This window comes from Curtobacterium sp. MCBD17_034, assembly GCF_003234515.1.
In the GTDB taxonomy this organism is placed as follows: Bacteria; Actinomycetota; Actinomycetes; order Actinomycetales; family Microbacteriaceae; genus Curtobacterium.
Window position 1 is genome coordinate 107572 of the sequence record NZ_QKTN01000005.1, and the last position, 20797, is coordinate 128368.

The 20797-nt window shown below is 73.9% G+C and carries 19 protein-coding genes; 8 read left to right on the forward strand and 11 right to left on the reverse strand.

The genetic code is table 11. From position 1 onward, the window contains the following. Window positions 1-35 precede the first annotated feature (35 nt). Window positions 36-1130: a glycosyltransferase gene (locus tag DEI92_RS10610; RefSeq protein ID WP_220037494.1), complete on the reverse strand. Its 1095-nt coding sequence runs from the start codon at window positions 1128-1130 to the stop codon at window positions 36-38. A 63-nt stretch (window positions 1131-1193) separates the two neighbouring features. Between DEI92_RS10610 and DEI92_RS10615 the strand changes: the two genes are divergently transcribed. Together DEI92_RS10615 and DEI92_RS10620 are read left to right on the forward strand one after the other, a co-directional pair. Next, window positions 1194-2207 carry a lysylphosphatidylglycerol synthase transmembrane domain-containing protein gene (locus tag DEI92_RS10615; protein WP_146242879.1) on the forward strand — a complete coding sequence of 338 codons (1014 nt, stop codon included), beginning with the start codon at window positions 1194-1196 and terminating at the stop codon, window positions 2205-2207. Window positions 2208-2298: 91 nt separating this feature from the next. Continuing rightward, a complete protein-coding gene (locus DEI92_RS10620; protein ID WP_111009531.1) occupies window positions 2299-3441 on the forward strand; it encodes a glycosyltransferase family 1 protein in 1143 nt (380 codons plus the stop codon). Between the two features lie 71 nt (window positions 3442-3512). Here the strand turns inward: DEI92_RS10620 and purE are convergent, their stop codons facing one another. The 3 genes from purE to DEI92_RS10635 form a co-directional block, all read right to left on the reverse strand. Beyond that, on the reverse strand, window positions 3513-3980 hold the full coding sequence (gene purE, locus DEI92_RS10625) for a 5-(carboxyamino)imidazole ribonucleotide mutase (RefSeq protein WP_111009629.1): 468 nt from the start codon (window positions 3978-3980) through the stop codon (window positions 3513-3515). Between the two features lie 162 nt (window positions 3981-4142). After that, complete coding sequence (locus DEI92_RS10630) at window positions 4143-5849, reverse strand: glycoside hydrolase family 6 protein (protein ID WP_111013467.1); 1707 nt, start codon at window positions 5847-5849, stop codon at window positions 4143-4145. 200 nt (window positions 5850-6049) lie between these two features. Beyond that, the gene (locus DEI92_RS10635) at window positions 6050-7234 is read right to left on the reverse strand and encodes a 5-(carboxyamino)imidazole ribonucleotide synthase (protein WP_258370165.1); all 1185 of its coding nucleotides are present in this window, start codon (window positions 7232-7234) and stop codon (window positions 6050-6052) included. A gap of 62 nt (window positions 7235-7296) precedes the next feature. On the opposite strand from DEI92_RS10635, the gene DEI92_RS10640 reads away from it, so the two are divergent. Continuing rightward, window positions 7297-7776: a GtrA family protein gene (locus DEI92_RS10640; protein WP_111009529.1), complete on the forward strand. Its 480-nt coding sequence runs from the start codon at window positions 7297-7299 to the stop codon at window positions 7774-7776. Window positions 7777-7857: 81 nt separating this feature from the next. Beyond that, complete coding sequence (locus DEI92_RS10645) at window positions 7858-8595, forward strand: hypothetical protein (protein WP_111013469.1); 738 nt, start codon at window positions 7858-7860, stop codon at window positions 8593-8595. Between the two features lie 48 nt (window positions 8596-8643). On the opposite strand, the gene DEI92_RS10650 is transcribed toward DEI92_RS10645, so the two are convergent. From DEI92_RS10650 to DEI92_RS10660, 3 genes are all read right to left on the reverse strand, one after another. After that, on the reverse strand, window positions 8644-9951 hold the full coding sequence (locus DEI92_RS10650; RefSeq protein ID WP_111013470.1) for a UDP-glucose/GDP-mannose dehydrogenase family protein: 1308 nt from the start codon (window positions 9949-9951) through the stop codon (window positions 8644-8646). A 111-nt stretch (window positions 9952-10062) separates the two neighbouring features. Beyond that, on the reverse strand, window positions 10063-10626 hold the full coding sequence (locus DEI92_RS10655; RefSeq protein ID WP_111071363.1) for a PH domain-containing protein: 564 nt from the start codon (window positions 10624-10626) through the stop codon (window positions 10063-10065). 4 nt (window positions 10627-10630) lie between these two features. Next, a complete protein-coding gene (locus DEI92_RS10660; RefSeq protein ID WP_111013472.1) occupies window positions 10631-11422 on the reverse strand; it encodes a biotin--[acetyl-CoA-carboxylase] ligase in 792 nt (263 codons plus the stop codon). Window positions 11423-11553: 131 nt separating this feature from the next. Between DEI92_RS10660 and DEI92_RS10665 the strand changes: the two genes are divergently transcribed. Next, the gene (locus DEI92_RS10665; protein WP_181434842.1) at window positions 11554-13167 is read left to right on the forward strand and encodes an acyl-CoA carboxylase subunit beta; all 1614 of its coding nucleotides are present in this window, start codon (window positions 11554-11556) and stop codon (window positions 13165-13167) included. Continuing rightward, complete coding sequence (locus tag DEI92_RS10670) at window positions 13164-13427, forward strand: acyl-CoA carboxylase epsilon subunit (RefSeq protein ID WP_111013473.1); 264 nt, start codon at window positions 13164-13166, stop codon at window positions 13425-13427. Before DEI92_RS10665 ends, DEI92_RS10670 begins: the two co-directional genes overlap by 4 nt. 293 nt (window positions 13428-13720) lie before the next feature. Here the strand turns inward: DEI92_RS10670 and DEI92_RS10675 are convergent, their stop codons facing one another. The 4 genes from DEI92_RS10675 to DEI92_RS10690 all read right to left on the reverse strand — a co-directional run bounded on the left by DEI92_RS10675 (window position 13721) and on the right by DEI92_RS10690 (window position 18118). Then, the gene (locus DEI92_RS10675) at window positions 13721-14785 is read right to left on the reverse strand and encodes a hypothetical protein (RefSeq protein WP_111013474.1); all 1065 of its coding nucleotides are present in this window, start codon (window positions 14783-14785) and stop codon (window positions 13721-13723) included. After that, window positions 14782-16056, reverse strand: coding sequence for an ATP-binding protein (locus tag DEI92_RS10680; RefSeq protein WP_111013475.1), 1275 nt, complete (start codon window positions 16054-16056; stop codon window positions 14782-14784). Before DEI92_RS10680 ends, DEI92_RS10675 begins: the two co-directional genes overlap by 4 nt. Beyond that, window positions 16046-16726 (reverse strand): response regulator transcription factor, encoded by a 681-nt coding sequence (locus DEI92_RS10685; protein ID WP_258370166.1) that lies wholly within the window; start codon window positions 16724-16726, stop codon window positions 16046-16048. Before DEI92_RS10685 ends, DEI92_RS10680 begins: the two co-directional genes overlap by 11 nt. Before the next feature lie 144 nt (window positions 16727-16870). Beyond that, window positions 16871-18118, reverse strand: coding sequence for a class I SAM-dependent RNA methyltransferase (locus DEI92_RS10690; RefSeq protein ID WP_111013477.1), 1248 nt, complete (start codon window positions 18116-18118; stop codon window positions 16871-16873). Between the two features lie 14 nt (window positions 18119-18132). Between DEI92_RS10690 and DEI92_RS10695 the strand changes: the two genes are divergently transcribed. Then, a complete protein-coding gene (locus DEI92_RS10695; RefSeq protein WP_111013478.1) occupies window positions 18133-18897 on the forward strand; it encodes a nucleoside triphosphate pyrophosphatase in 765 nt (254 codons plus the stop codon). Window positions 18898-18993: 96 nt separating this feature from the next. Next, complete coding sequence (locus DEI92_RS10700) at window positions 18994-20763, forward strand: biotin carboxylase N-terminal domain-containing protein (protein WP_111013479.1); 1770 nt, start codon at window positions 18994-18996, stop codon at window positions 20761-20763. The last annotated feature ends 34 nt before the right edge of the window (window positions 20764-20797 follow it).

The window sequence follows — 20797 nt, forward strand, 5'->3', positions numbered from 1 at the left end:
GCGCCCTGGGCCATCGCGCCCTGCGCCGACCGCGTTCAGCGCCGGGCGAGCCGCTCCTCGAGCGGGGCGACCACCGCGGCCGGTCGGAACCCGGCGGCACGGCTCCGGGCGGCCCTCCGGAGCGCCGCCAACCGATCACGGTCCTCGGCGAGACCGCGCAGCGCCGCGCCGAGCGCGTCGGCATCCCCGGGCGGCACGAACAGCGCGTCCTCCCCCAGCATCCGTCGCTGCGGCGGTGTGTCGCTCGTGACGATCGCGGTGCCCGCCGCGGCGCACTGGTACACCTTGTTCGGCACCACCCGGAGCGCCTTGTCGGTCGTCCCGAACACGCCGAGACCGACGTGGTGCGCGGCGACCACGGACGGCAGGTCGGCGGCCTCCACCCAGGGCGTCCAGGTGACGTCGGGTCGGTCGCCGACGGCCGCGCGCGTGGCGTCGAGGTCCTGACCGGCCCCGACCATGGAGACCTCGACGAGCCCCTCGGGGAGGCCCGCGAGCGCGTGCCCGATCACCGCGGCCCCTTGGAGGGGCGTGAACAGTCCGAAGAACACGACGCGGACGGGTCCGTCCCCGGGCTCGGGCGCGGGCTCGACCGCGGACCACTCCGCGGGCGCGCCGACGGGCACGACGACCGCCTTCGACCGCAGCGCGGCCGGCACGAGGTCCCGGTGTTCCTCGGTGTCGAGGACGATGACGTCGGCGATGGTGAGGGCGGCGCGGTCGAGCCACCGGAGGGCGCGCTGGACGACGCCACCGCCGACGCCGCGGTCGGCCGCCGTGTCCGCGGCGAAGATCAGGTGGTCGAGCACGATGGTGGTCCGGGGGAACAGCGCTCGCGCCAACCAGACGTCGAAGTGCCCCATGTACCCGACGAGCAGTGCGTCGGGACGACCGGCGGCGCGGACCCGCAGTGCCCGGACGGCGAGCCGGCTCCACGACGACAGCAGCCGCACGGCCATCCGGACCGCCCCGGTCCGCGACCCGAGCATGGCCACGCGGTCCCGGGTGCTCAGGCCGAGCGGCACGTTCGCCTCGACGACCCGGTGGCCCCGGGCACGGAGGCCCTCGACGAGGACCGTGACGCGCGGGTGGTTCGCCGCCTGGTACGTCCCGAATGCGAGAATGCGCACGTGGCCTCGTGTCCTCCCTGCCCGGGCCGATGCGTCATCGGCCGCGAACTACCCTAGGTGATCATGACCACGAGCCCCGAGACGCCGCCCGCCCCGCGACGCAGCCGCCGGACCGTCATCCGCGTCGTCGCCCTCGTGCTCGCACTGGCGCTGTGCGTGGCGTTCCTCGTGCCGCGCGCGGACGACATCGCCGCCGCCTTCGCGCGGCAGCGTCCGGCGCCGCTCGCGCTCGCACTCCTGCTCGGGTTCGCCGCGACGTGGGTGACGTTCCTGTCCTGGCGGAGCCTCCTGGCCGGCGCGGGGCACCGCCTCCCGCTCGGTGCCGCGCAGCGCGTGTTCTTCCTGTCACAGATCGGCAAGTACATCCCGGGCTCGGTGTGGCCGATCGTCGCGCAGGCGGACCTCGGCCGCGAGCACAAGGTGCCCGCGGCCAAGAGCGTCGCCGTCGGCATGCTGACCCTGCTCGTCAGTTGCGGTGCCGGCGTCTGCGTGGCGGCCGTCACCATCCCGTTCGTCGCCCCCGGCGCCTTCCGGACCTACTGGTTCGTGCTCCTGCTCGTGCCCATCGTCGTCGCCGCACTCCACCCGTCCGTGCTCGGCTTCGGCATGCGCCTGGCCTCACGGGTGACGCGTCGGGAGCTCGGTCAGCTCACGATCCCCTACCCGACCCTGGCCCGCGCGTTCGGGTGGGCGGCGCTCGCCTGGGGGCTGTTCGGCACGCACATCGCCCTCGTCCTGTCGCCGCTCGCGCACCTCCGCCCCGGCGTGTTCCTGCTCGTGATCGGCGGCTACGCGCTCGCGTGGCTCGTCGGCTTCGTCGTGTTCTTCCTGCCGGCCGGGCTCGGCGGGCGGGAGGCCACGCTCACCGCGCTGCTCGTGGCGGGCGTGCCGCTCGCCAGCGGGACCGCGGTGAGCGTCGCGGTGATGTCCCGGGTGCTGCTCACGGTCGTCGACGTCGTGTTCGCGGCCGTGTTCGTGCTGAACCGGCGGCACCGTCCCGTGCCGCCCGTCGCGGTCCCGACCGAGCGGGACGACCTCGGCGCGCTCGGCTCTCGCGGAACTCCAGGGCAGCACTGATAGGTTCGTGCGGCCTGCCGGGGACGTCCGCGGGCCGAGCGAGACCGGGTCCGACGCGTCGTCGGCGAACTCCAGGAGACCGAACAGCCCCATGACCACCCTCCGCGTGATCGTCGACCAGATCGTGGCCCCGGTGCCGGGCGGGATCGGGCGGTACGCCGAGGAACTGACGCGGGAACTCATCGCCACCGCACCGGCGGGCTGCGACGTCGAGGGCATCGTGTCGGCCGTCGACGCCGGGGACCTGGCGCACATCCGGACGCTCCTGCCGGGCCTGGCGGACCTCGAGCGCCTGTCGCTGCCCCGCCGCGAGCTCTCGCTCGCCTGGCAGGGCGGGTTCGCCCACGGCGCCAGCCGCGGGATGGTGCACGCGCCGAGCGTGCTCGCCCCGTTGGTCAAGCACGACCGTGGTCTGGAGCCGGGCCGGCAGACGGTCGTCACGGTGCACGACGTCGTGCCGTGGACCCACCCCGAGACCCTGACGCCCCGCGGTGTCCACTTCCACAAGGCGATGGTGAAGCGCGCGTACAAGTACGCGGACGCCGTCGTGGTGCCCACGCACGCGGTCGCGGCCGAGCTCAACGAGATCCACCGGTTCGAGGACCGCCTCCGCGTGATCGGTGGAGCGCCGAGCGGGCGACTCCGGGTCCCGGTCGACGCCGACGTGCGGGCCGAGCGCCTGGGCCTCCCGGAACGGTACGTGCTCGCGGTGGGGACGCTCGAACCGCGCAAGGGCCTCGGGCACCTCATCGCGGCGATGGCGCGCCCCGATGCTCCCGCCGACCTCCCGCTCGTCATCAGCGGTCCGGACGGCTGGGGCGACGTCGACGTGGCCGGCACGGCCGCCGCCGCGGGCCTCGCCCCGGACCGCGTCAAGGTCCTCGGACGGATCGAGGACGCCGACCTCGCGGTCGTCTACGCCCGCGCGTCGGTGTTCGTGTTCCCGAGCCTGGCCGAGGGCTTCGGCCTGCCCGTGATCGAGGCGATGAGCCTCGGCACGCCGGTCATCCACTCGGACGCGCCGGCCGTGCGCGAGGTCGCCGCGGACGCCGCGGTCGTGGTCGACACGAACCCCATCGAGACGTACCCGGAACGGCTCGCCCACGCGATCTTCCAGGTCGTCGGCGACCAGGCGCTCGCCGCGCAGCTCCGGGTCGCCGGTCCCGACCGCGCGCGCATGTTCGATTGGCGCGACTCGGCCGCCGAGGTCTGGCACCTGCACGCCGACCTCTGAGCGGCACGCGCGGGAGGCCCGTCACCGGCCTCGCCGCGCCGCCCGGGACGCCGTGGTCGGCCCGGCACCCCTCAGAGCTGCGCGCGGAGCGCCGCCGCCTTCTGCTCGACGAGGTCCTCGAGTCCCGCGGCGTAGTCGGCCAGACGCGCGGAGACGGCGGCGTCGGCGGAGCCGATGATGCGGGCCGCGAGGAGCCCCGCGTTGGCCGCGCCGTTGATCGAGACGGTCGCCACGGGTACTCCCGCGGGCATCTGCACGATCGACAGCAGTGAGTCGAGGCCGTCGAGCCGCGCGAGCTGCACGGGAACGCCGATGACGGGCAGCGTCGTCACGGCCGCGAGCATGCCGGGGAGGTGCGCCGCACCACCCGCGCCGGCGATGACGACCTGGATACCGCGACCGGCGGCCTCCCGACCGAACCGCATCATCTTGTCGGGCGTGCGATGGGCGGAGACGACGTCCGCCTCGAACGGGATGCCGAGCTCGGTCAGGATCTCGGCGGCCGCGCGCATCGTCGGCCAGTCCGAGTCGGATCCCATGACGATCGCGACGAGCGGGGACGACGGTGCGGTGGTGTCGGTCACGGGTCGATGCTACCGGCGCGGGACCGGCCACCCAGCCGCGGTCCGCCCGTCCGTTCGTCCGTCCGTCCGTGCGTGGAGATGGCCGCGCCGGCACACCGGCCACCGCGGTCGGTGGGCCTACCGGCTCGTGTTCGGCACCGTGACGGTCTTGCACCCGAGACTCGTGTCGGCGCCACCGCCGACGCTCACCGCCGTCAGGCAGACCCTCCGCGACCCGGCCGCCGCGGGGACGAGTGCGGTGAAGCCGTGGGACGCCCCCGCGCCGTACACCCGCGCGACGTCCTTCCGCGTCGTGTCGGCCGTGAACGTGGTCGTCGTCGACCCGATGGCGGCCCGGACGGTGAGGGCGGTCCCGGTCTGGTCGCCGTCGAACGCCCATCCGGCCACCCGGATGCCACCGGCCGCGCCGGTCGCCGAGTCGAAGGACCCCTTCGGGCTGACGGACGGGACGGTCACGGTCCTGCATCCGAGGCTGCTGTCGCCGCCGCCCGCGACCCCGGCCGCGCTCGCGCAGACCGCGTGCTTCCCGCTCGTCGCCGGGACGGTGGCGGAGAACCCGTGCGCGGCCGTGACGCCGTAGGCGCGCGCGACGTCGGGCCGGGTGACGTTCGCGGTGATCGTGGTCGCCGCGCCGTCGACGGTGATCCGGACGGACAGGGGCGTTCGGGTCGCGTCGGGATCGAAGGCCCATCCCTGGACGGTGACACCGGCCGTGACCGCGGTGGCGCGGTCGAACGACCCCTTCGGGGCGGATCCCGCGGGCGCGGTCGTGCCGCCGTTGCCGGAGCTCGCGCTCACGGTGCCGTTCGGGTCCAGCACGGCGTTCGCGACGAGGGCCCGGGCGTAGCTCGGGTACCACTCCCCAGCGGCGGGCGCACCGCCACAGGAACCGTCGCTCGCGCCGGGGGTCTTCACCCACAGGAGGGCGTCGAGCGCCGTGCCGTCGTCGACGACGCGCGGGGCCGCGCCGAGTCCGGCTCCGGGCCCGTTGCACCAGGTGCCCCGCCAGCCCTGCCCGTTGCGTGACGTGTCGATGACGTAGTGGGCGCCGCCCGTCGCCGCGGAGACCTGCTGGTCGTAGGCCTGCTCCTGCGCGGTCGGGTAGTAGTTCGCGACGTTGCTGAAGAAGCCGCGCGCATCGGCGACACCCGCGGAACGGAGGCGCTGCGCCATGGTGGCCGGGGGGACCCAGTTCGAGTTCCCCCCGTCGAGGTACGCCGGGACCCCCGCGGCGGTGAAGGCGCTGACCTCGTGCGACAGGAGCGCGTACCGGCTCGTCGCCTCGTCGGGGCAGCTGCTCAGCATCGCGAGGGAGTCCGGCTCGACCATCACGGCCGCTCGCTTCCCCCGCAGGGTCGATGCGATGAGGTCCACCCACCGCGTGTACTGCGTCGCGGTCATGCCGCCGGACGAGTAGCCGCCGCAGTCGCGGTTCGGGATCGCGTAGGTGACGTAGACGGGCGTCGCGCCCGCCCCGGCCGCCGCGGCCTCCGTCGAGGTGAGGAGGTCGACGAGCTGCGCGTCCGAGTACCACTCGCCCAGCCAGATCGCGACCGGGTACTGCGCGATGGCGCGGGCGGCCGCGGCCCCGCTGCTGTCGCCCGCCGCCGCGAGGCTGCTGGCCGCCTGGGCCGCCTGGCTCGTGGGCTCGCGGTACGGTCCGCCGGCGAAGACGCCGCTCGACGCGGCGCTGTGGACCGTGGCGGCGGTGAGGGGTGTGCCCGACGCGGCGGACGCCGCGGACACGGGCACGACGGCGATCGAGACGACCGCGGCGGCGGCCGCGACGATCCCGGCGCCCGCGGCGCAGAGAGAGCGGAGCATGGACGTTCCTGACGGCGTGGTGGGCGCGGTCGTGCGTCGGGGACGCACGGGGTGGAACGTGCGTCGGGAGCACACGTGACTGGCTGTTGTCCATGACAACAGCAGTGGTCACCCCTGTGCACCGCCCAGTCCGGGGGATCCCCCATCGGGGGACGGCGCCGGTCGGGAGGGACGGCGCCGGGCCGTCGCGCGGCCGCCCGTCAGTCGTCGAAGTGCGCTGCGGCCGCCCGGGCACGGAACACGACGTCGTCGACGTCGTCGCCCGTGACCGTGACGTGGCCGATCTTCCGCCCGGGCCGCGGCGCCTTGCCGTAGAAGTGGTACTTCGCCTCCGGGAACTCGGCGAGTGCGGCGGGGTAGCGCGCCGCGAGGTCGCCGTCGGCCGGGCCGCCGAGCACGTTCACCATGGCCGCGGTGGGCGCGTGCATGCCCGGCACTCCGAGCGGCAGGTCGAGGACCGCGCGGAGGTGCTGCTCGAACTGGCTCGTCGTGGCGCCGTCGATGGACCAGTGCCCGGTGTTGTGCGGCCGCATCGCGAGTTCGTTGATGAGGATCCGCTCATCGTCGGTCTCGAACAGCTCGACCGCGAGCACGCCCGTGACGTCGAGCTCCTCGGCGATGCGGACGGCGATGTCCTCGGTCGTGTCCGCGATCCGCCCCGCGCTGCCCGGCGCCGGCGCGATGACCTCGGCGCACACGCCGTTGCGCTGGACGGTCTCGACGAGGGGCCACGGGACGACCTCGCCCGAGGGACGCCGCGCCACGGACTGCGCCAACTCCCGCGTGAAGGCGACGAGCTCCTCGACGAGCAACGCGTCCCCCGAGGCAGTCTCGGCCAGGGCGGTGAACCAGTCGTCGGCCTGGTCGGACGCCGTCACGACGCGGACGCCCTTGCCGTCGTACCCGCCACGGGCGGTCTTGACGACCGCGCGGCCGCCGTGGGCGTCGAGGAAGGCGCCGAGTTCGGCCGCGTCGTGCACGGCGGCCCAGTCGGGCACGGGCAACCCGAGCGACGACAGCCGTGTGCGCATGACGATCTTGTCCTGCGCCACGGCGAGGGCGGCGGGGCCGGGACGCACGGCCACGCCGGCGTCGACGAGCGCGGCCAGCACGTCCTGGGGCACGTGCTCGTGGTCGAACGTCACGACGTCGACCTCGCGCGCGAAGGCGAGCACGGTCGCGGCGTCGTGGTAGTCACCCGTGGCCGTCGCGGCGATCGAGGCCGCCATGCCCGGCTGCTCCGCGAGCACCCGGATGTCGAGGCCGAGTTCCACGGCCGGGGGCACCATCATCCGGGCCAGCTGTCCGCCACCGATCACGCCGACGCGCAACGCCATGTCCGTGTGTTCCCTCCACGACGACCGGGACCGATCCCAGCGCGTCATCTAGACTCGCGGCGGCCGTTCTCGCATCCGCCGGCCACAACTCTACGGAACCGGGAGGGCCCGTGCGGCGTCTCTTCGCACAGCTCGCGCGCTTCGGCATCGTCGGAGCAGTCGGGTTCGTGGTCGACACCGGCCTGTTCAACCTCCTCCGCCTCACCGTCCTCGCCCCCGAGCACGTGCACGCCGGTCCCTTCTTCGCCAAGCTCATCTCGACCACGGTGGCGATCCTCGTGAACTGGGTCGGGAACCGCTACTGGACGTTCCGGCACCAGCGCCGTTCCGTGGCCGTGCGTGAGGGCATCGAGTTCGTCGTCGTGTCACTCGGCGGCATGCTCATCTCCCTCGGGTGCCTCTGGATCTCGCACTACGTCCTCGGCTACCACTCCGCGCTCGCGGACAACATCTCGTCGAACGTGATCGGCCTCGTGCTCGGTACGGCCTTCCGGTTCTGGCTGTACAAGGTGTGGGTGTACCACCCGGACCGCACCCTGGACACGCAGGACCGCAGCGTCCCCGCGGTCGCGGCCGACACAACGCCCTGACCGCGAGCCGTCGTCGGCGCGTTCCACGACCCTCCCGGCCGTTGCCGGGTGGGGTGGGGGCCACCTGCCAGGATCGGGTCCATGCCAGGTTCTCGCCGTCGGGGCGGTCTCGTCCCGCTGCCCGTCGTCGTGTCACTCGGGGTCGGCGTGGCCCTCGCCCTCACGGGGTGCAGCGGCGGCGGCGACCCGACACCGACACGGACCGCGCACGGCGCGAGCGCGACGCCCCACCCGACCGGCGACGCCACCACCGCGACGGGTGCGACGGCGGGTGCTGCCCCGATCAGCAGCGGCGCGCCATCGGGACCGGCGTCAGCCGCCCCGGGAGCGACCGCGGGTGCCGGCGGGTCCGGCTCCGGCGGGTCGTCGTCCTCGGGCGGGGCCGGCACCGGGACGACAGCGCCGGTCGACGTCGCCGGGATCGCCGCGCAGGGCGTCACGGCCGCCGGTGGTGGCACCGTCATCGCGTTCTCGAAGTCCGGTGCCGACGGCTGGACCGTGCTCGTCGTGGGGACCGGCGGGGCCGAGACGCAGTCGGTCGTCTCGGGGACGACGGAACGGGTGATCAGCGGCCCCTTCCCGAAGCAGGTGGACGCCGCGACGCAGGCCGCGGACGCCGCCGCGGCGACGGCGGCACGCGTCGACGTCGCCCACGCCGCCACGACGGCGACCGCCGCGGTCGACGGCGGCAGGGTGACGTCCCTCCGCCTCGGCGCCGCCGGATCGTCGCACCGGTGGACCGTGCTCGTCAGTGCTGGCGGCACCACCCACACGGTCGTCGTCGACGCGACGACCGGCAGCGTCGTCTCGACGGCCTGACGGACGGGCGGGCGCGGACCGGGCGGCCGGTGGAGCGTCGGACTCCGGTCAGCGCCCCATGCCGCGGTACGTGAACCCCGCCTGCCGCCAGGCCTGCGGATCGAGGCAGTTGCGGCCGTCGACGATCGCCTTGGCCGCCACGAGGGCACCGACCGCGGCCGGCTCGAGGTCCCGGAACTCCTGCCACTCGGTCAGCACGAGGACGACGTCGGCACCGCCGAGGGCCTCGGCGGCGCTCTCGGCGTAGGTGAGTTCGGGATGGACGCGCTGCGAGGTGTGGACGGCCTCGGGGTCGTAGGCCACGACCACGGCCCCCGCCGCCCGCAGTCGTGCCGCGATGTCGAGCGCCGGGGAGTCGCGCACGTCGTCCGAGTCGGGCTTGAACGCCAGACCGAGCACCGCGACGCGGCGGCCCTGGACGTCACCGCCGAGGAGCTCCGTCGCGACGTCCACGAGGCGGTCGCGACGCCGCAGGTTGACGGCGTCGACGTCCTCGAGGAAGTCGAGCGTGTGCGGCAGGCCGAGTTCGATCGACCGGGCACGGAAGGCACGGATGTCCTTCGGCAGGCACCCGCCCCCGAACCCGAGGCCCGCGTTGAGGAACCGCCGGCCGATGCGGGCGTCGAGCCCGATGGCGTCGGCGAGGGCGGTGACGTCGGCGCCGGTGACCTCGGCGATCTCGGCCATCGCGTTGATGAACGAGATCTTCGTCGCGAGGAACGCGTTCGCGCTCACCTTCACGAGTTCGGCCGTCGCGCGATCGACCACGAGTCGGGGCGTCCCCGCGGCGAGGGCCGCGGCGTAGACGTCGTCGAGCACCTCGACCGCGCGCTCACCCTCGACCCCGTCCGGCACGCCGTACACGATCCGGTCCGGGCTGATCGTGTCCTGCACGGCGAAGCCCTCGCGCAGGAACTCGGGGTTCCAGACGAGCGTCGCGTCGGGTTCGGCCACGGCGAGGTCCTCCGCCAGGCGCGCCGCCGTGCCGACCGGCACGGTCGACTTGCCGACGACGAGCTGTCCGGCACCGACGTGCGGCAGCAGTGCGGCCACCGCCGCGTCGACGTACCGGAGGTCGGCCGCTCCGTCGGCACCCTGTGGGGTCCCCACGGCGAGGAAGTGCACCTCGGACCCCGCGACGTCCGCGATCTCCGTCGTGAACCGGATGCGGCCGGTCGCGAGGGCCTCGCTGAGGATCTCGGGGAGTCCCGGCTCGAAGAACGGTGCCTCACCGCGGGACAGCGCCGCGATCTTGACGGGATCGACGTCGACGCCGACGACCTCGTGTCCGAGCTTGGCCATGGAGACGGCGTGGACGGCACCGAGGTACCCACAGCCGATCACTGAGATGCGCACCCGACGAACTTACCGGAGCGCGCCGACGCCGAGCGCCCGGACGCACCGGGGCCTCACCCAGCGCCCCACCCCCGGTGTCCCCGTGGGCCCGGACCCCGGATCACCGGCGCGTCACGACCGAGCGCCTCCGGGTCCGACGTCGTCGGACCCGGGGCCGCGGAGGATCTCCTCCCACGTCGGACCGGTGGCGTGCGCGGCGGGCGGCGGTGCGGCACGGCCGGCGAGCTCCTGCACGGCGGCCGCCACGAGCGCGACACCCGGCACGTCCCAGAACAGCACCGGACGGTCCGACGCCCCCTGCACGACCACGTCCCCGGATCCGCAGAGCCGCTGCCCGATCGAGCGGTGCACGGACACGACGAGCGCTGGCGTCAGCACCACCTCGGTGCGGTGCCGCATGAGGACCCCCTCGTGCGCGACGAGTCGGTGCGTGGTGACGACGAACCGCGTCGACAACCAGCGGAGGAACGGCACGAGCGCCCCGAGCACGAGCACCACGAGCGCCGCCACCGACACGACGAGGTCGACCCACGCCCACTGCGCGTGGAACACGCCGTGACCGGAGCCGTAGCCCGCGGCCGCGACGAGGAGCGCGACGACGGGCCGGACCAACTGGCGGCCGGAGGGCCGGATCCGGGCGACGACGCGCTCGCTGGGTCCGTCCTCGTCGGGCATGGCGTCATGCATACCGCAGGTGCGTCACATCGCCCACGGCGATCGCCGTGACGGCACCGGATGCACGGCCTGCTCCCGGCGTGGACGCAGTGCCGAGCCCCTCGACGACCAGACGCCCCTCGTCGTCGAGGTCCGTCGCGGTCCCCTCGAGCACGGATCCGTCCGGGAGCTCGACGCGCACCTCGCGTCCGATGGTTCCGCACGCCGCACGGACCCGGGCGCGCACGGCGGGCAGGTCCGCGGACAGACCGGACACGGCCTCCCGGAACCGCGTCCAGAAGCCGGCCAGCACGACGTCGGCGAGGTCGTCGGCGCCCCCACGCGCACCGGCGAGCGCGAGCGACGTCGCGACGGGTGTGGGCAGGTCGTCCTCGGTCAGGGTGAGGTTCACGCCCGCGCCCACGACGACGGACCCGTCCGCGGCGACCTGGGCGAGGATCCCGCACAGCTTCCGGTCGTCGACGAACACGTCGTTCGGCCACTTCACGGCGACCGCGGTCGCCGTGACGAGCGGCGCGACCGCGTCCCGCATCGCCACGCCGGCCACGAGCGGCAGCCAGCCCCGCGCCACCGGGTCGAGGTCCGCACGGACGAGCACGCTCACCGCGAGCGTGCGACCGGGCGGCGCCGTCCACACGCGGTCGAGCCGCCCGCGCCCGGCCGTCTGGTCGAGTGTGGCCAGCGCGGCGAGGTGATCGGTCGCCGGCGCGGTGGCGAGGAGATCGGCGTTCGTCGACCCCGTCGACGCCACGACCGTGAGCGGCACCCCGGCGGCTCGGGATCGTTCGAACGACATGCGAGCCAATGTACGGGTCGCGCCCCCGCCGGGAGCACGTCCGCCGGTTGCATGACACCGTGCACTCCGACCCCCAGGAACCGTGGGGACCCTCCAACGGACGGCGCTCGACCGGCCGGTAGGGTGATCGGGTGAGCACCCCCGAGTCCCCCAACGGCGTGGACGCGCCGGACCTGTCGACCACCGCCGGGCGCCTCGCCGACCTCCGGGTGCGGTACCACGAGGCCGTGACCGCCGCAGGCGAGGCCGCGATCGCGAAGCAGCACGCCAAGGGCAAGATGACCGCCCGCGAGCGCATCGCGGCGCTCCTCGACGAGGGCTCGTTCGTCGAGCTCGACGAGTTCGTGCGGCACCGCACCTCCGCCTTCGGCATGGACGCCAAGCGCCCCTACGGCGACGCGGTCGTCACGGGTACGGGCACGATCCACGGCCGGCAGGTCGCCGTGTACGCGCAGGACTTCACGGTCTTCGGCGGATCACTCGGCGAGGTCGCGGGCGAGAAGATCGTCAAGGTCATGGACCTGGCGCTCAAGACGGGTGTCCCGATCATCGGGATCCTCGACTCCGGTGGCGCGCGCATCCAAGAGGGCGTCGTCGCACTCGGCAAGTACGGCGAGATCTTCCGCCGGAACACCGCCGCGTCCGGCGTCATCCCCCAGATCTCCATCGTCATGGGACCGGCCGCGGGGGGCGCGGTGTACTCCCCCGCCCTCACGGACTTCGTGATCATGGTCGACAAGACGAGCCACATGTTCGTCACCGGACCGGACGTCATCAAGACCGTCACCGGCGAGGACGTCGGGTTCGAGGAACTCGGCGGCGCGCAGACCCACAACGCGGTGTCCGGGGTGTCGCACTACCTCGCCGAGGACGAACAGGACGCACTCGACTACGCCCGCTCGCTGGTCGGGTTCCTGCCGGACAACAACCTGTCCGACGCCCCGGCCTACGACACCGCGGTCGAGCTCGAGACCACCGACGCGGACCGGGAGCTCGACGTCGTCATCCCGGACTCGACGAACCAGCCGTACGACGTCATGACGGTCATCGACCACGTCGTCGACGACGGCGACTTCCTCGAGGTCCAGCCGCTCTTCGCACCGAACATCGTCATCGGGTTCGGTCGCGTCGAGGGACGCACGGTCGGCGTGATCGCGAACCAGCCGCAGGCGATGGCGGGGACCCTGAACATCGACGCCGGCGAGAAGGCGGCCCGCTTCGTCCGGTTCTGCGACGCGTTCTCCATCCCGATCCTCACGCTCGTGGACGTCCCGGGGTACCTGCCGGGCACCGACCAGGAGTGGACGGGCGTGATCCGGCGCGGCGCGAAGCTCCTGTACGCCTACGCCGAGGCCACGGTGCCGCTCGTCACGGTCATCACGCGCAAGGCGTACGGCGGGGCCTACATCGTCATGGGCTCCAAGCAGCTCGGCGCCGACATCAACCTGGCGTGGCCGACGGCCGAGATCGCCGTGATGGGCGGCCAGGGCGCCGTCAACATCCTCTACCGGAGCGACATCAAGCGCGCCGAGGAGGCCGGCGAGGACGTCGCCGCGGTCCGGGCGCAGCTCGCCAACGAGTACACGTACAACGTGGCGAGCCCCTACCTGGCCGCCGAGCGCGGCGAGCTCGACGGGATCATCCAGCCGCACGCGACGCGGGTCGCCGTGGTCAAGGCCCTGCGCGCCCTCCGCGGCAAGCGTGCGGCCCTCCCGCCCAAGAAGCACGGGAACATCCCGCTGTGAGCGCCGACGCGAGCGCGTCGCACCGGCCGGGAGGCCCGGGGAGCGCCGACGGGATCGACCTCTCGGTGGTCGCGGGGTCGCCGACACCCGAGGACATCGCGGCCGTCACGGCCGTGCTCCGCGCTGCCGCCGACGCCGCAGCGGCGCGCGGCCGCACCGTGGTGTCGGTCGACCCCCGCGCCGGGTGGGAGGCCGCCAGCCGCTCTCCGCGGACGATGCCGTCGGGTGCCGCCGGCACCTGGTCCCGCTCGCTCCGCTGATCCCGGGCACCGCCGCGGCCACGTCGCGACATTCCGGGGTACGACATCCAGGAATGTCCCCCGAAATGACGACTGCCCCGGGACCGCGGCCCTGTCATCATCGAAGTGTTCGATGTGCCTCTTCGAGGAACATCGCCGAGCGACGACCGATTCGGGTTCGGCGTCGCTCCCGTCGAGTCAGAGCGACATTCGGGTTGTCGCTCTGACTCGTTCCCTTCGACGAGCGGGCTGGTGGACCACCGGCCCGCTTCGTCGTTCCACGAGGCGCGTGAGCGTCGCGGAGACGCCGTCCCTCAGCCGGCCGGGCGCGGGTCGAGGTGCCGTGGGATCTCGAGCCACAGCACGACGGAGTCGTCCTCGTCGGCGTCCTCGTCGTCGAGACCGGCTCCGAGCGCCGCGGACTCGCTCGCGTCGCCGTCCAGGCGGAGTCCGACGACCGTGACGGCGGTGTCCGATCCCCCGGGAACGGTGCGGATCACCACGGTGTCGGCACCCGCGGCAGCCCGGAGGCCCCGCGCCAGCTCCGCGTGGACGCGCGCGCGGTCCTCGTCCTCGAGTTCGTCGAGACCACCCTCGTCGAGGAGCTGGACGGTGGCACCGGCGCGCCGGAGCGCCATGACCTCGTGCCGGACCTCGTCCGAGAGCAGGCTCCGCCCCCGGATCTCGTCGCGGATGGCGCCCTCGAGGTTCACGGACTCGAGTCGCTCCTCGGCGGACAGGTCCCCGCAGGTGGCGATGATCCGCTGGAGCATCGGCAGCGCCATGCGGGTCGTCTGCTCGAGCCGGAACTGCCGCTCGTGCACGTGGGCGTCCTGTGCCGCCTGCCAGTCGACGGTCTCCTGCTCGGCCCGGACGAAGTCGCGGAGCACGCGGGTCGCACCGTTCATCGCGGCGACGAACGCCGACGCGATGGCCACCCACGACAGGCTCCCGATCACCCCGAGCGACGCCAGCCCGCCGGGTCCCGCCCACAGCACCGAGTGGAGCGCGAGGAACCCGACGCCGATCCACGCGAACGCCGTACGCTGGCGGACGACGAGGATGACCATGAGCGTCCCGACGGCCGCGACGTACCAGGTCGCGTACCCGGTGCCGACCGAGGCCGGGGGGACCTCCGGCGCGATGACGAGCGGCATCACGACCGACGTGGCGAGCGCGAAGCAGGCCGACCACACCGGGAGCGTGCCGTCCGTCGTGACGAGGGCGGCAGCGGTGGCGGCGACGTAGAGGACCATGCACGCGATGACCGGCTGGACGTCCCGGACCTCGGACAAGGACGTCACGGCGAGCACCAGGTGGTACAGCGAGAAGATCGCGGCGAGCGCGGTGGCGACGCCGGCGGGGAGCGAGGCCCTCATCGTCCACCCCGCGACGGAGCCGCCTCGACCGGGACGGACGCGGGCGCGGCCGCGGGCGCCCAGGTGAGCACGACGCGGGTGCCGCGACCGGGCGCGCTGACGAGCCGCGCCTCCCCGCCGGCGACCCCGACGCGCTCGATGATGGACCGACGCACGCCGAGCCGCTCGGCCGGCACGGCCCCCGGATCGAACCCGGCGCCGTCGTCGCCGATCTCGATGCGCACGCCGGCGGCGCCGATCCCGATGAGCGTGACCCACCGACGGACGGCGTCGTCGCCCGCGTGTTGCACGCTGTTCACCGCGGCCTGCAGGGTCGCGGCGGCGAGGGCCTCGGCGACCGACGCCGGCAGGTCGCGGTCGTCGACGTCCTGGGAGCGGACGTCCACGGGGGCGGCGAGCGCCCCGACGGTCTCCACCACGCGGGACCGGACCGCGGAGAACGGCACCGGCGGCACCACGGCCGGGCCGCCCCGCGCGGCCGCCGCGTCGAGGTGGGCGATCGCGTTCCGCGCCATCGTCGCCGCGAGGGTCTTCGCCTCGGGGGTGTCGGCGCGCGCCGCCGAGAGCAGGGTGGTGAGCACGCTGTCGTGCACGATGGCGTCGACCTGCACCCGCTCGAGCTCGATGGCGTGTTCGCGCATGGCCCGGGCGTAGCGCTGCACCGCGGTCGCCTGCGCGGCGTCGACGGCGGCGGCGGCACGGCGGATCACGACGATGAGCACGAGGGCCGCGCCCCCGAGGATCATGACGTACACGCCGTCGAGCACGGCGCGGGGCAGCGAGACGGCGCCGCCCGATGGGGTCATCCGGACGACGACGTAGGCGACGGGCACGAGGACGTTGTAGACGGCTGCGATCTGCCACGTGCGGAACGCGATGGCGGCTGCGATCGTCGCGACGTTGCACAACCACCAGAGCCAGGGCACCTGCGCCTGCGGGAGGCTCCCCGGCACCGTCAACGGCCAGGTGACGAGCGCGACGAGGAACACGACCGCGACGACGATCTGCGCGGTCCGCGCGAGCCGGCGGACGACGGCCGTCGCCCCGACGAACACGATCGAGGCGCAGACGACGAGCGCCACGACGAGTCCCCACACGGGGTCGAGCGACGGGAGCTGCTGGAGCACCGGCGGGACGGTGACCGCGCCGAACCCGAGGGCCGCCGCGGCGAGCATGACCGCGATGGCCCGCTCGAGGGTGGTCGCGGTGATGGCCGGCCGGATGCTCCGGCTCGGGTCCGCCGCGACCGGCGGTGCGGCGTCAGCGACCATCGCCGTCCGCGTCGAGTCCCGGCAGGATGCCGTCCTCGACCGCACGGCGCAGCAGATCGACCTTGGTCGGGGCCGGGCGTCCGACCTCGACGTACTTCACGCGGATGCGGTCCAGGTACTCGCGCGCGGTGGAGTAGCCGATGCCGAGCTGCTGGGCGGCGAGCTTGAGCGGCAGCCCGGACGCGTACAGGTGCAGGATCTCGCGTTCGCGACGCCCGAGCTGGGCCTTGGCGAAGTCGCGGTCGGCGTCGATGGCGCTCGCCCACTCGAGGTTGTTGAGGACGTCCCCGCGCGCGACGGTCGCGACCGCGGCCATGACGGTCTTCGTCGCGGAGGACTTCGGGATGACCCCGGCGGCACCGGCGGCGAGGGCCTCTCGGACACTCGCGACGCGGTCGGCGATGCTGTGCACGAGGACGGCGGCCCCTGTGCCCTGGACGTGCTTGACGTTCTCGGTCACGGTCGAGCCGTCGCCGAGGGACAGGTCGAGCACGACGACGTCGACCTCGCGCCCGGCGAGGGCCTCGACGTACTCCGGGACGCCCGCGGCGGTGAGCACGACCTCGTAGCCCTCGGCCTGGCACGCGGCCTGGATGCCGAGCCGGACGGACTCGTGGTCGTCGACGATCGCGACCCGGACCGGCCTGGTCGTCGTGCTCGTGTGGTCCACGCTGGTGGACGTCGTTCCTGGTGCCACGGTCGCCTCGCTTCCGGCGTGCGGCCCCTGTTCCGCTCGCCGTCACCATCGTACTCAGGCCGCCACCAGCATCGGGCTCGGTTCCGGTCCGCGGTTCGGGGGACGGCGAGGACGGGGTCAGACCTCGGGGACGAGCCGCGCCACGGCCTCGACGTGGTGCGTGTGCGGGAACAGGTCGTGCCCGCGGACGTCGTCCAGCCGGTACCCGAGCTCGGCGAACGTGGCGACGTCGCGCGCCAGCGCGACGGGGTCGCACGCGACGTACACGACCTGGGCGGGCGCGAGCGCGACGACGGACTCGACCACGTGCCTCCCGGCCCCGGCCCGCGGCGGGTCGAGCACGACGGTGCCGGCGGCCAACCGGTCCCGCTCGGTCCGCCCGACGGTGTCCAGCGTGCGCCGCAGCCACCGGTCGACGCGCCCCGTCTCGGCACGCGCTCCGACCCATTCGGCGAGGTTCTCCTGGGCATGCTCGGTCGCGGCCGCGGCGCTCTCGACGCTCGTGACGCGGTATCCACCTCCGACGAGGTCACCGAGCGCCGCCGCGAGCAGCCCGACGCCGCCGTACAGGTCGAGGTGGTGGCCCTGGGGGTCGAGCCGGTCCGGATCCACGGCGCGCCGGACGGCGTCGGTCAGGACCCGGGGTGCGGCACGGTGCACCTGCCAGAACCCCGTGTCGTCGACGGCGAACACCCGGTCGCCGACCCGTTCGTGCACGACGGTGGGTGCCTGCGCGTCGATGACGAGCCGACCCTCGCCCGACCCCTCCGACGGGGCCAGGACGTCGACCACGGCCGCGCCCGGCATGGTCCTCGCGCCGCGCGGTGCGGCCGCCGCGACGGCGGCCGCCGCGAGTGGCAGGTCGTGCACCGCGACGACGTGGTGCGAGCGCGCGGCGAAGGGGCCGGGCGTGCCGTCCTCGTCGACGTGCAGCCGGACGCGGGTCCGCCAGCCGAGACCGTCCGCGGCGTCGTCCCCGGGCGCGGCGACGACCTCGACGTCGGGCAGGTCGAGGTGCGCGAACCGCGCGAACGCCTCGACGAGGACCTGCTGCTTCAGGGCCCGCTGGTGCTCGAGTGCGATGTGTCCGAACTCGGCACCACCGGCCCGCTCGGCGGGATCGCGCTCGATCGCGGCGGCCTCCCAGACGTGCGGACGACGGTGCGGTGACGGCGCGAGCACCTCGACGGTGTCCGCGCGCCAGAACGACTTCTTCCGGTCCTCACCCACCCGGGCGACGACCCGCTCGCCCGGGATCGCGTCGGTCACGAACACGACGCGTCCCTCGTGCCGCGCCACCGTGATCCCGCCGTGCGCGATCCCGGTGACGTCGAGTTCGAGCAGCGTTCCGACCTGGTCACCCATGGAACGATGGTCGCATGCGCACCCGCCTGTACCTCGCGAGCACCTCCCCGGCACGGCGGGCCCTCCTGGCCCAGTCGGGGATCGAGCCCGTCCTCGTGGCGCCCGGCGTCGACGAGGAGTCCACCGCCGCCGCCGAGGCACAGCGCCTCGGTCGGGCACTCACGGGCCCCGAGCTCGTGTCGCTGCTCGCCGTCGCGAAGGCCCGCGCCGTCGCGGACCGGTCGATCGCCGGCTCCCCCGTGGACGGTGTCGTCCTCGGAGGCGACTCCGCGTTCGAGGTCGACGGCCACCTGTACGGCAAACCCCACGACCCGGTCGTCGCGCTCGAGCGGTGGCGCGGGATGCTCGCGGCCGGCGGCGGCACCCTGTGGTCCGGCCACTGCGTCGTCGACCGCCGACGGGACCGGCCGGGAGGCTCCGGTACGGCCGCGTCGACGACCGCCGACGACCACGCGACCGGTGCGCATGCGGGACCGGCGGGCCGGGCCGGTACCGTTCCTCCCGGCATGCGGATCGAGGGTGACACCGTCGTGGCGGTGGACGGTGCGCGGCTCACCTTCGCCGACGACGTCGACCCCGACGAGGTGGCGGCGTACGTGGCGACCGGCGAGCCGCTCGAGGTCGCGGGCGCGTTCACGATCGACGGCGCCGCCGCCGCGTACATCACCCGGATCGACGGTGCCCCGAGCGCGGTCGTCGGACTGTCGCTGCCCATGCTGCGGTCGATGCTCCGCCACGGCTTCGGCATCGCCTGGCACGATCTGTGGGCCACCGCCTGACCCGGAGGGCGTTGTAGCAACCGCACGGCCGGACCACGCCTTCTTTGTGCATGCCGGTCAATGGGGGCACCCGGGGCGCGAATACGCTGAGTTCTCATGCCCCGTATCAGCAAGGTCCTCATCGCGAACCGTGGCGAGATCGCGGTCCGGATCATCCGAGCGGCACGTGACGCGGGCAAGGCCTCGGTCGCCGTCTACGCCGACCAGGACCGTGACGCCCTGCACGCCCGCCTCGCCGACGAGGCCTACGCGCTGAACGGGACGACGAGCGCCGACACCTACCTCGTCATCGACAAGATCGTCTCCGTCGCCCGACGCTCCGGTGCCGACGCCGTGCACCCCGGGTACGGGTTCCTCGCCGAGAACGCGGACTTCGCCCGCGCGGTGATCGACGCCGGACTCGTGTGGATCGGCCCGTCGCCCGAGGCCATCGAGCGGCTCGGCGACAAGGTGTCCGCCCGGCACGTGGCGGAGGCGGTCGGCGCGCCGCTCGCACCCGGCACCATCGAGCCGGTCCAGGACGTCTCCGAGGTCGTGGCCTTCGCGGACGAGGTCGGCCTGCCCGTCGCCATCAAGGCGGCGTTCGGCGGCGGCGGTCGTGGCCTCAAGGTCGCCCGGACCCGCGAGGAGATCCCCGAGCTGTTCGACTCCGCCACCCGCGAGGCCGTGGCGGCGTTCGGACGCGGCGAGTGCTTCGTCGAGAAGTACCTCGACGAACCGCGCCACGTCGAGACCCAGTGCCTGGCCGACGCCGAGGGCAACGTCGTCGTCGTGTCGACGCGTGACTGCTCGCTGCAGCGCCGCCACCAGAAGCTCGTCGAGGAGGCCCCGGCACCGTACCTGACGCCGGAGCAGACCGAGCAGCTGTACACCTCTTCGAAGGCCATCCTGCGCGAGGTCGGCTACCTCGGCGCGGGCACCTGCGAGTTCCTGGTCGGTCGGGACGGCACCGTCTCGTTCCTCGAGGTGAACACGCGCCTGCAGGTCGAGCACACGGTGTCCGAGGAGGTCACCGGCATCGACCTGGTCCGCGAGCAGTTCCGCATCGCCGAGGGCGGCACGCTCGACTACCCGGACCCGGAGGCCCGTGGGCACTCGTTCGAGTTCCGCATCAACGGCGAGGACCCCGGCCGCAACTTCTTCCCCGCGCCCGGCCCGGTCCACGTGTTCCACTCCCCGTCCGGTCCCGGCGTCCGCGTCGACTCCGGCGTCGTCTCCGGCGACGTCGTCACCGGTGCCTTCGACTCGCTGCTCGCCAAGCTCGTCGTCACCGGAGCGTCGCGCGCCGAGGCGTTGGAGCGTTCGCGTCGTGCGCTGGCCGAGTTCGAGGTCACGGGCCTCCCGACCGTCCTGCCGTTCCACCGCGCCGTCGTGGAGGACCCGGCGTTCGCCACCGCCGACGACGCACCGTTCAGCGTGTACACCCGCTGGATCGAGACCGACTTCGTCAACGAGATCCCCGCGTGGTCGGGCGAGCCCGAGGCGCTCCCCGAGCCGCCGGCGCGCGAACGGGTCGTCGTCGAGGTCGCGGGCAAGCGGATCGAGGTCACGATGCCGAGCGTCGTCGGCGTCGCGGCGTCCCCCCGGCACCGGACCGCTCCCCCGAAGCGCCGCACCTCCACGGTCCGGGGCGGCGGCGCCGGTGGTCCGTCCGGCGCGAGCGTCACCTCGCCGATGCAGGCGACCGTCGTCAAGCTCGCCGTCGAGGAGGGCCAGGAGGTCGTCAAGGGCGATCTGCTCGTCGTGCTCGAGGCCATGAAGATGGAGCAGCCCGTGCAGGCGCACCGCGACGGCGTCGTGCGCGCCGTGAACGCGCCCGTCGGGCAGACCGTGTCCTCGGGACACGTGCTGCTCGAGCTCGCGTAGCGCGGCCCTGGTCCTCCACACGCCGGGAGGCGCG

Coding starts and splice junctions, on each gene's coding strand:
- DEI92_RS10615 (WP_146242879.1), top strand. CDS start 1,194: ATGACCACGAGCCCCGAGACGCCGCCCGCCCCGCGACGCAGCCGCCGG.
- DEI92_RS10620 (WP_111009531.1), top strand. CDS start 2,299: ATGACCACCCTCCGCGTGATCGTCGACCAGATCGTGGCCCCGGTGCCG.
- purE (WP_111009629.1), bottom strand. CDS start 3,980: ATGGGATCCGACTCGGACTGGCCGACGATGCGCGCGGCCGCCGAGATC.
- DEI92_RS10630 (WP_111013467.1), bottom strand. CDS start 5,849: ATGCTCCGCTCTCTCTGCGCCGCGGGCGCCGGGATCGTCGCGGCCGCC.
- DEI92_RS10635 (WP_258370165.1), bottom strand. CDS start 7,234: ATGACGCGCTGGGATCGGTCCCGGTCGTCGTGGAGGGAACACACGGAC.
- DEI92_RS10645 (WP_111013469.1), top strand. CDS start 7,858: ATGCCAGGTTCTCGCCGTCGGGGCGGTCTCGTCCCGCTGCCCGTCGTC.
- DEI92_RS10655 (WP_111071363.1), bottom strand. CDS start 10,626: ATGCCCGACGAGGACGGACCCAGCGAGCGCGTCGTCGCCCGGATCCGG.
- DEI92_RS10660 (WP_111013472.1), bottom strand. CDS start 11,422: ATGTCGTTCGAACGATCCCGAGCCGCCGGGGTGCCGCTCACGGTCGTG.
- DEI92_RS10675 (WP_111013474.1), bottom strand. CDS start 14,785: ATGAGGGCCTCGCTCCCCGCCGGCGTCGCCACCGCGCTCGCCGCGATC.
- DEI92_RS10680 (WP_111013475.1), bottom strand. CDS start 16,056: ATGGTCGCTGACGCCGCACCGCCGGTCGCGGCGGACCCGAGCCGGAGC.
- DEI92_RS10690 (WP_111013477.1), bottom strand. CDS start 18,118: ATGGGTGACCAGGTCGGAACGCTGCTCGAACTCGACGTCACCGGGATC.
- DEI92_RS10695 (WP_111013478.1), top strand. CDS start 18,133: ATGCGCACCCGCCTGTACCTCGCGAGCACCTCCCCGGCACGGCGGGCC.
- DEI92_RS10700 (WP_111013479.1), top strand. CDS start 18,994: ATGCCCCGTATCAGCAAGGTCCTCATCGCGAACCGTGGCGAGATCGCG.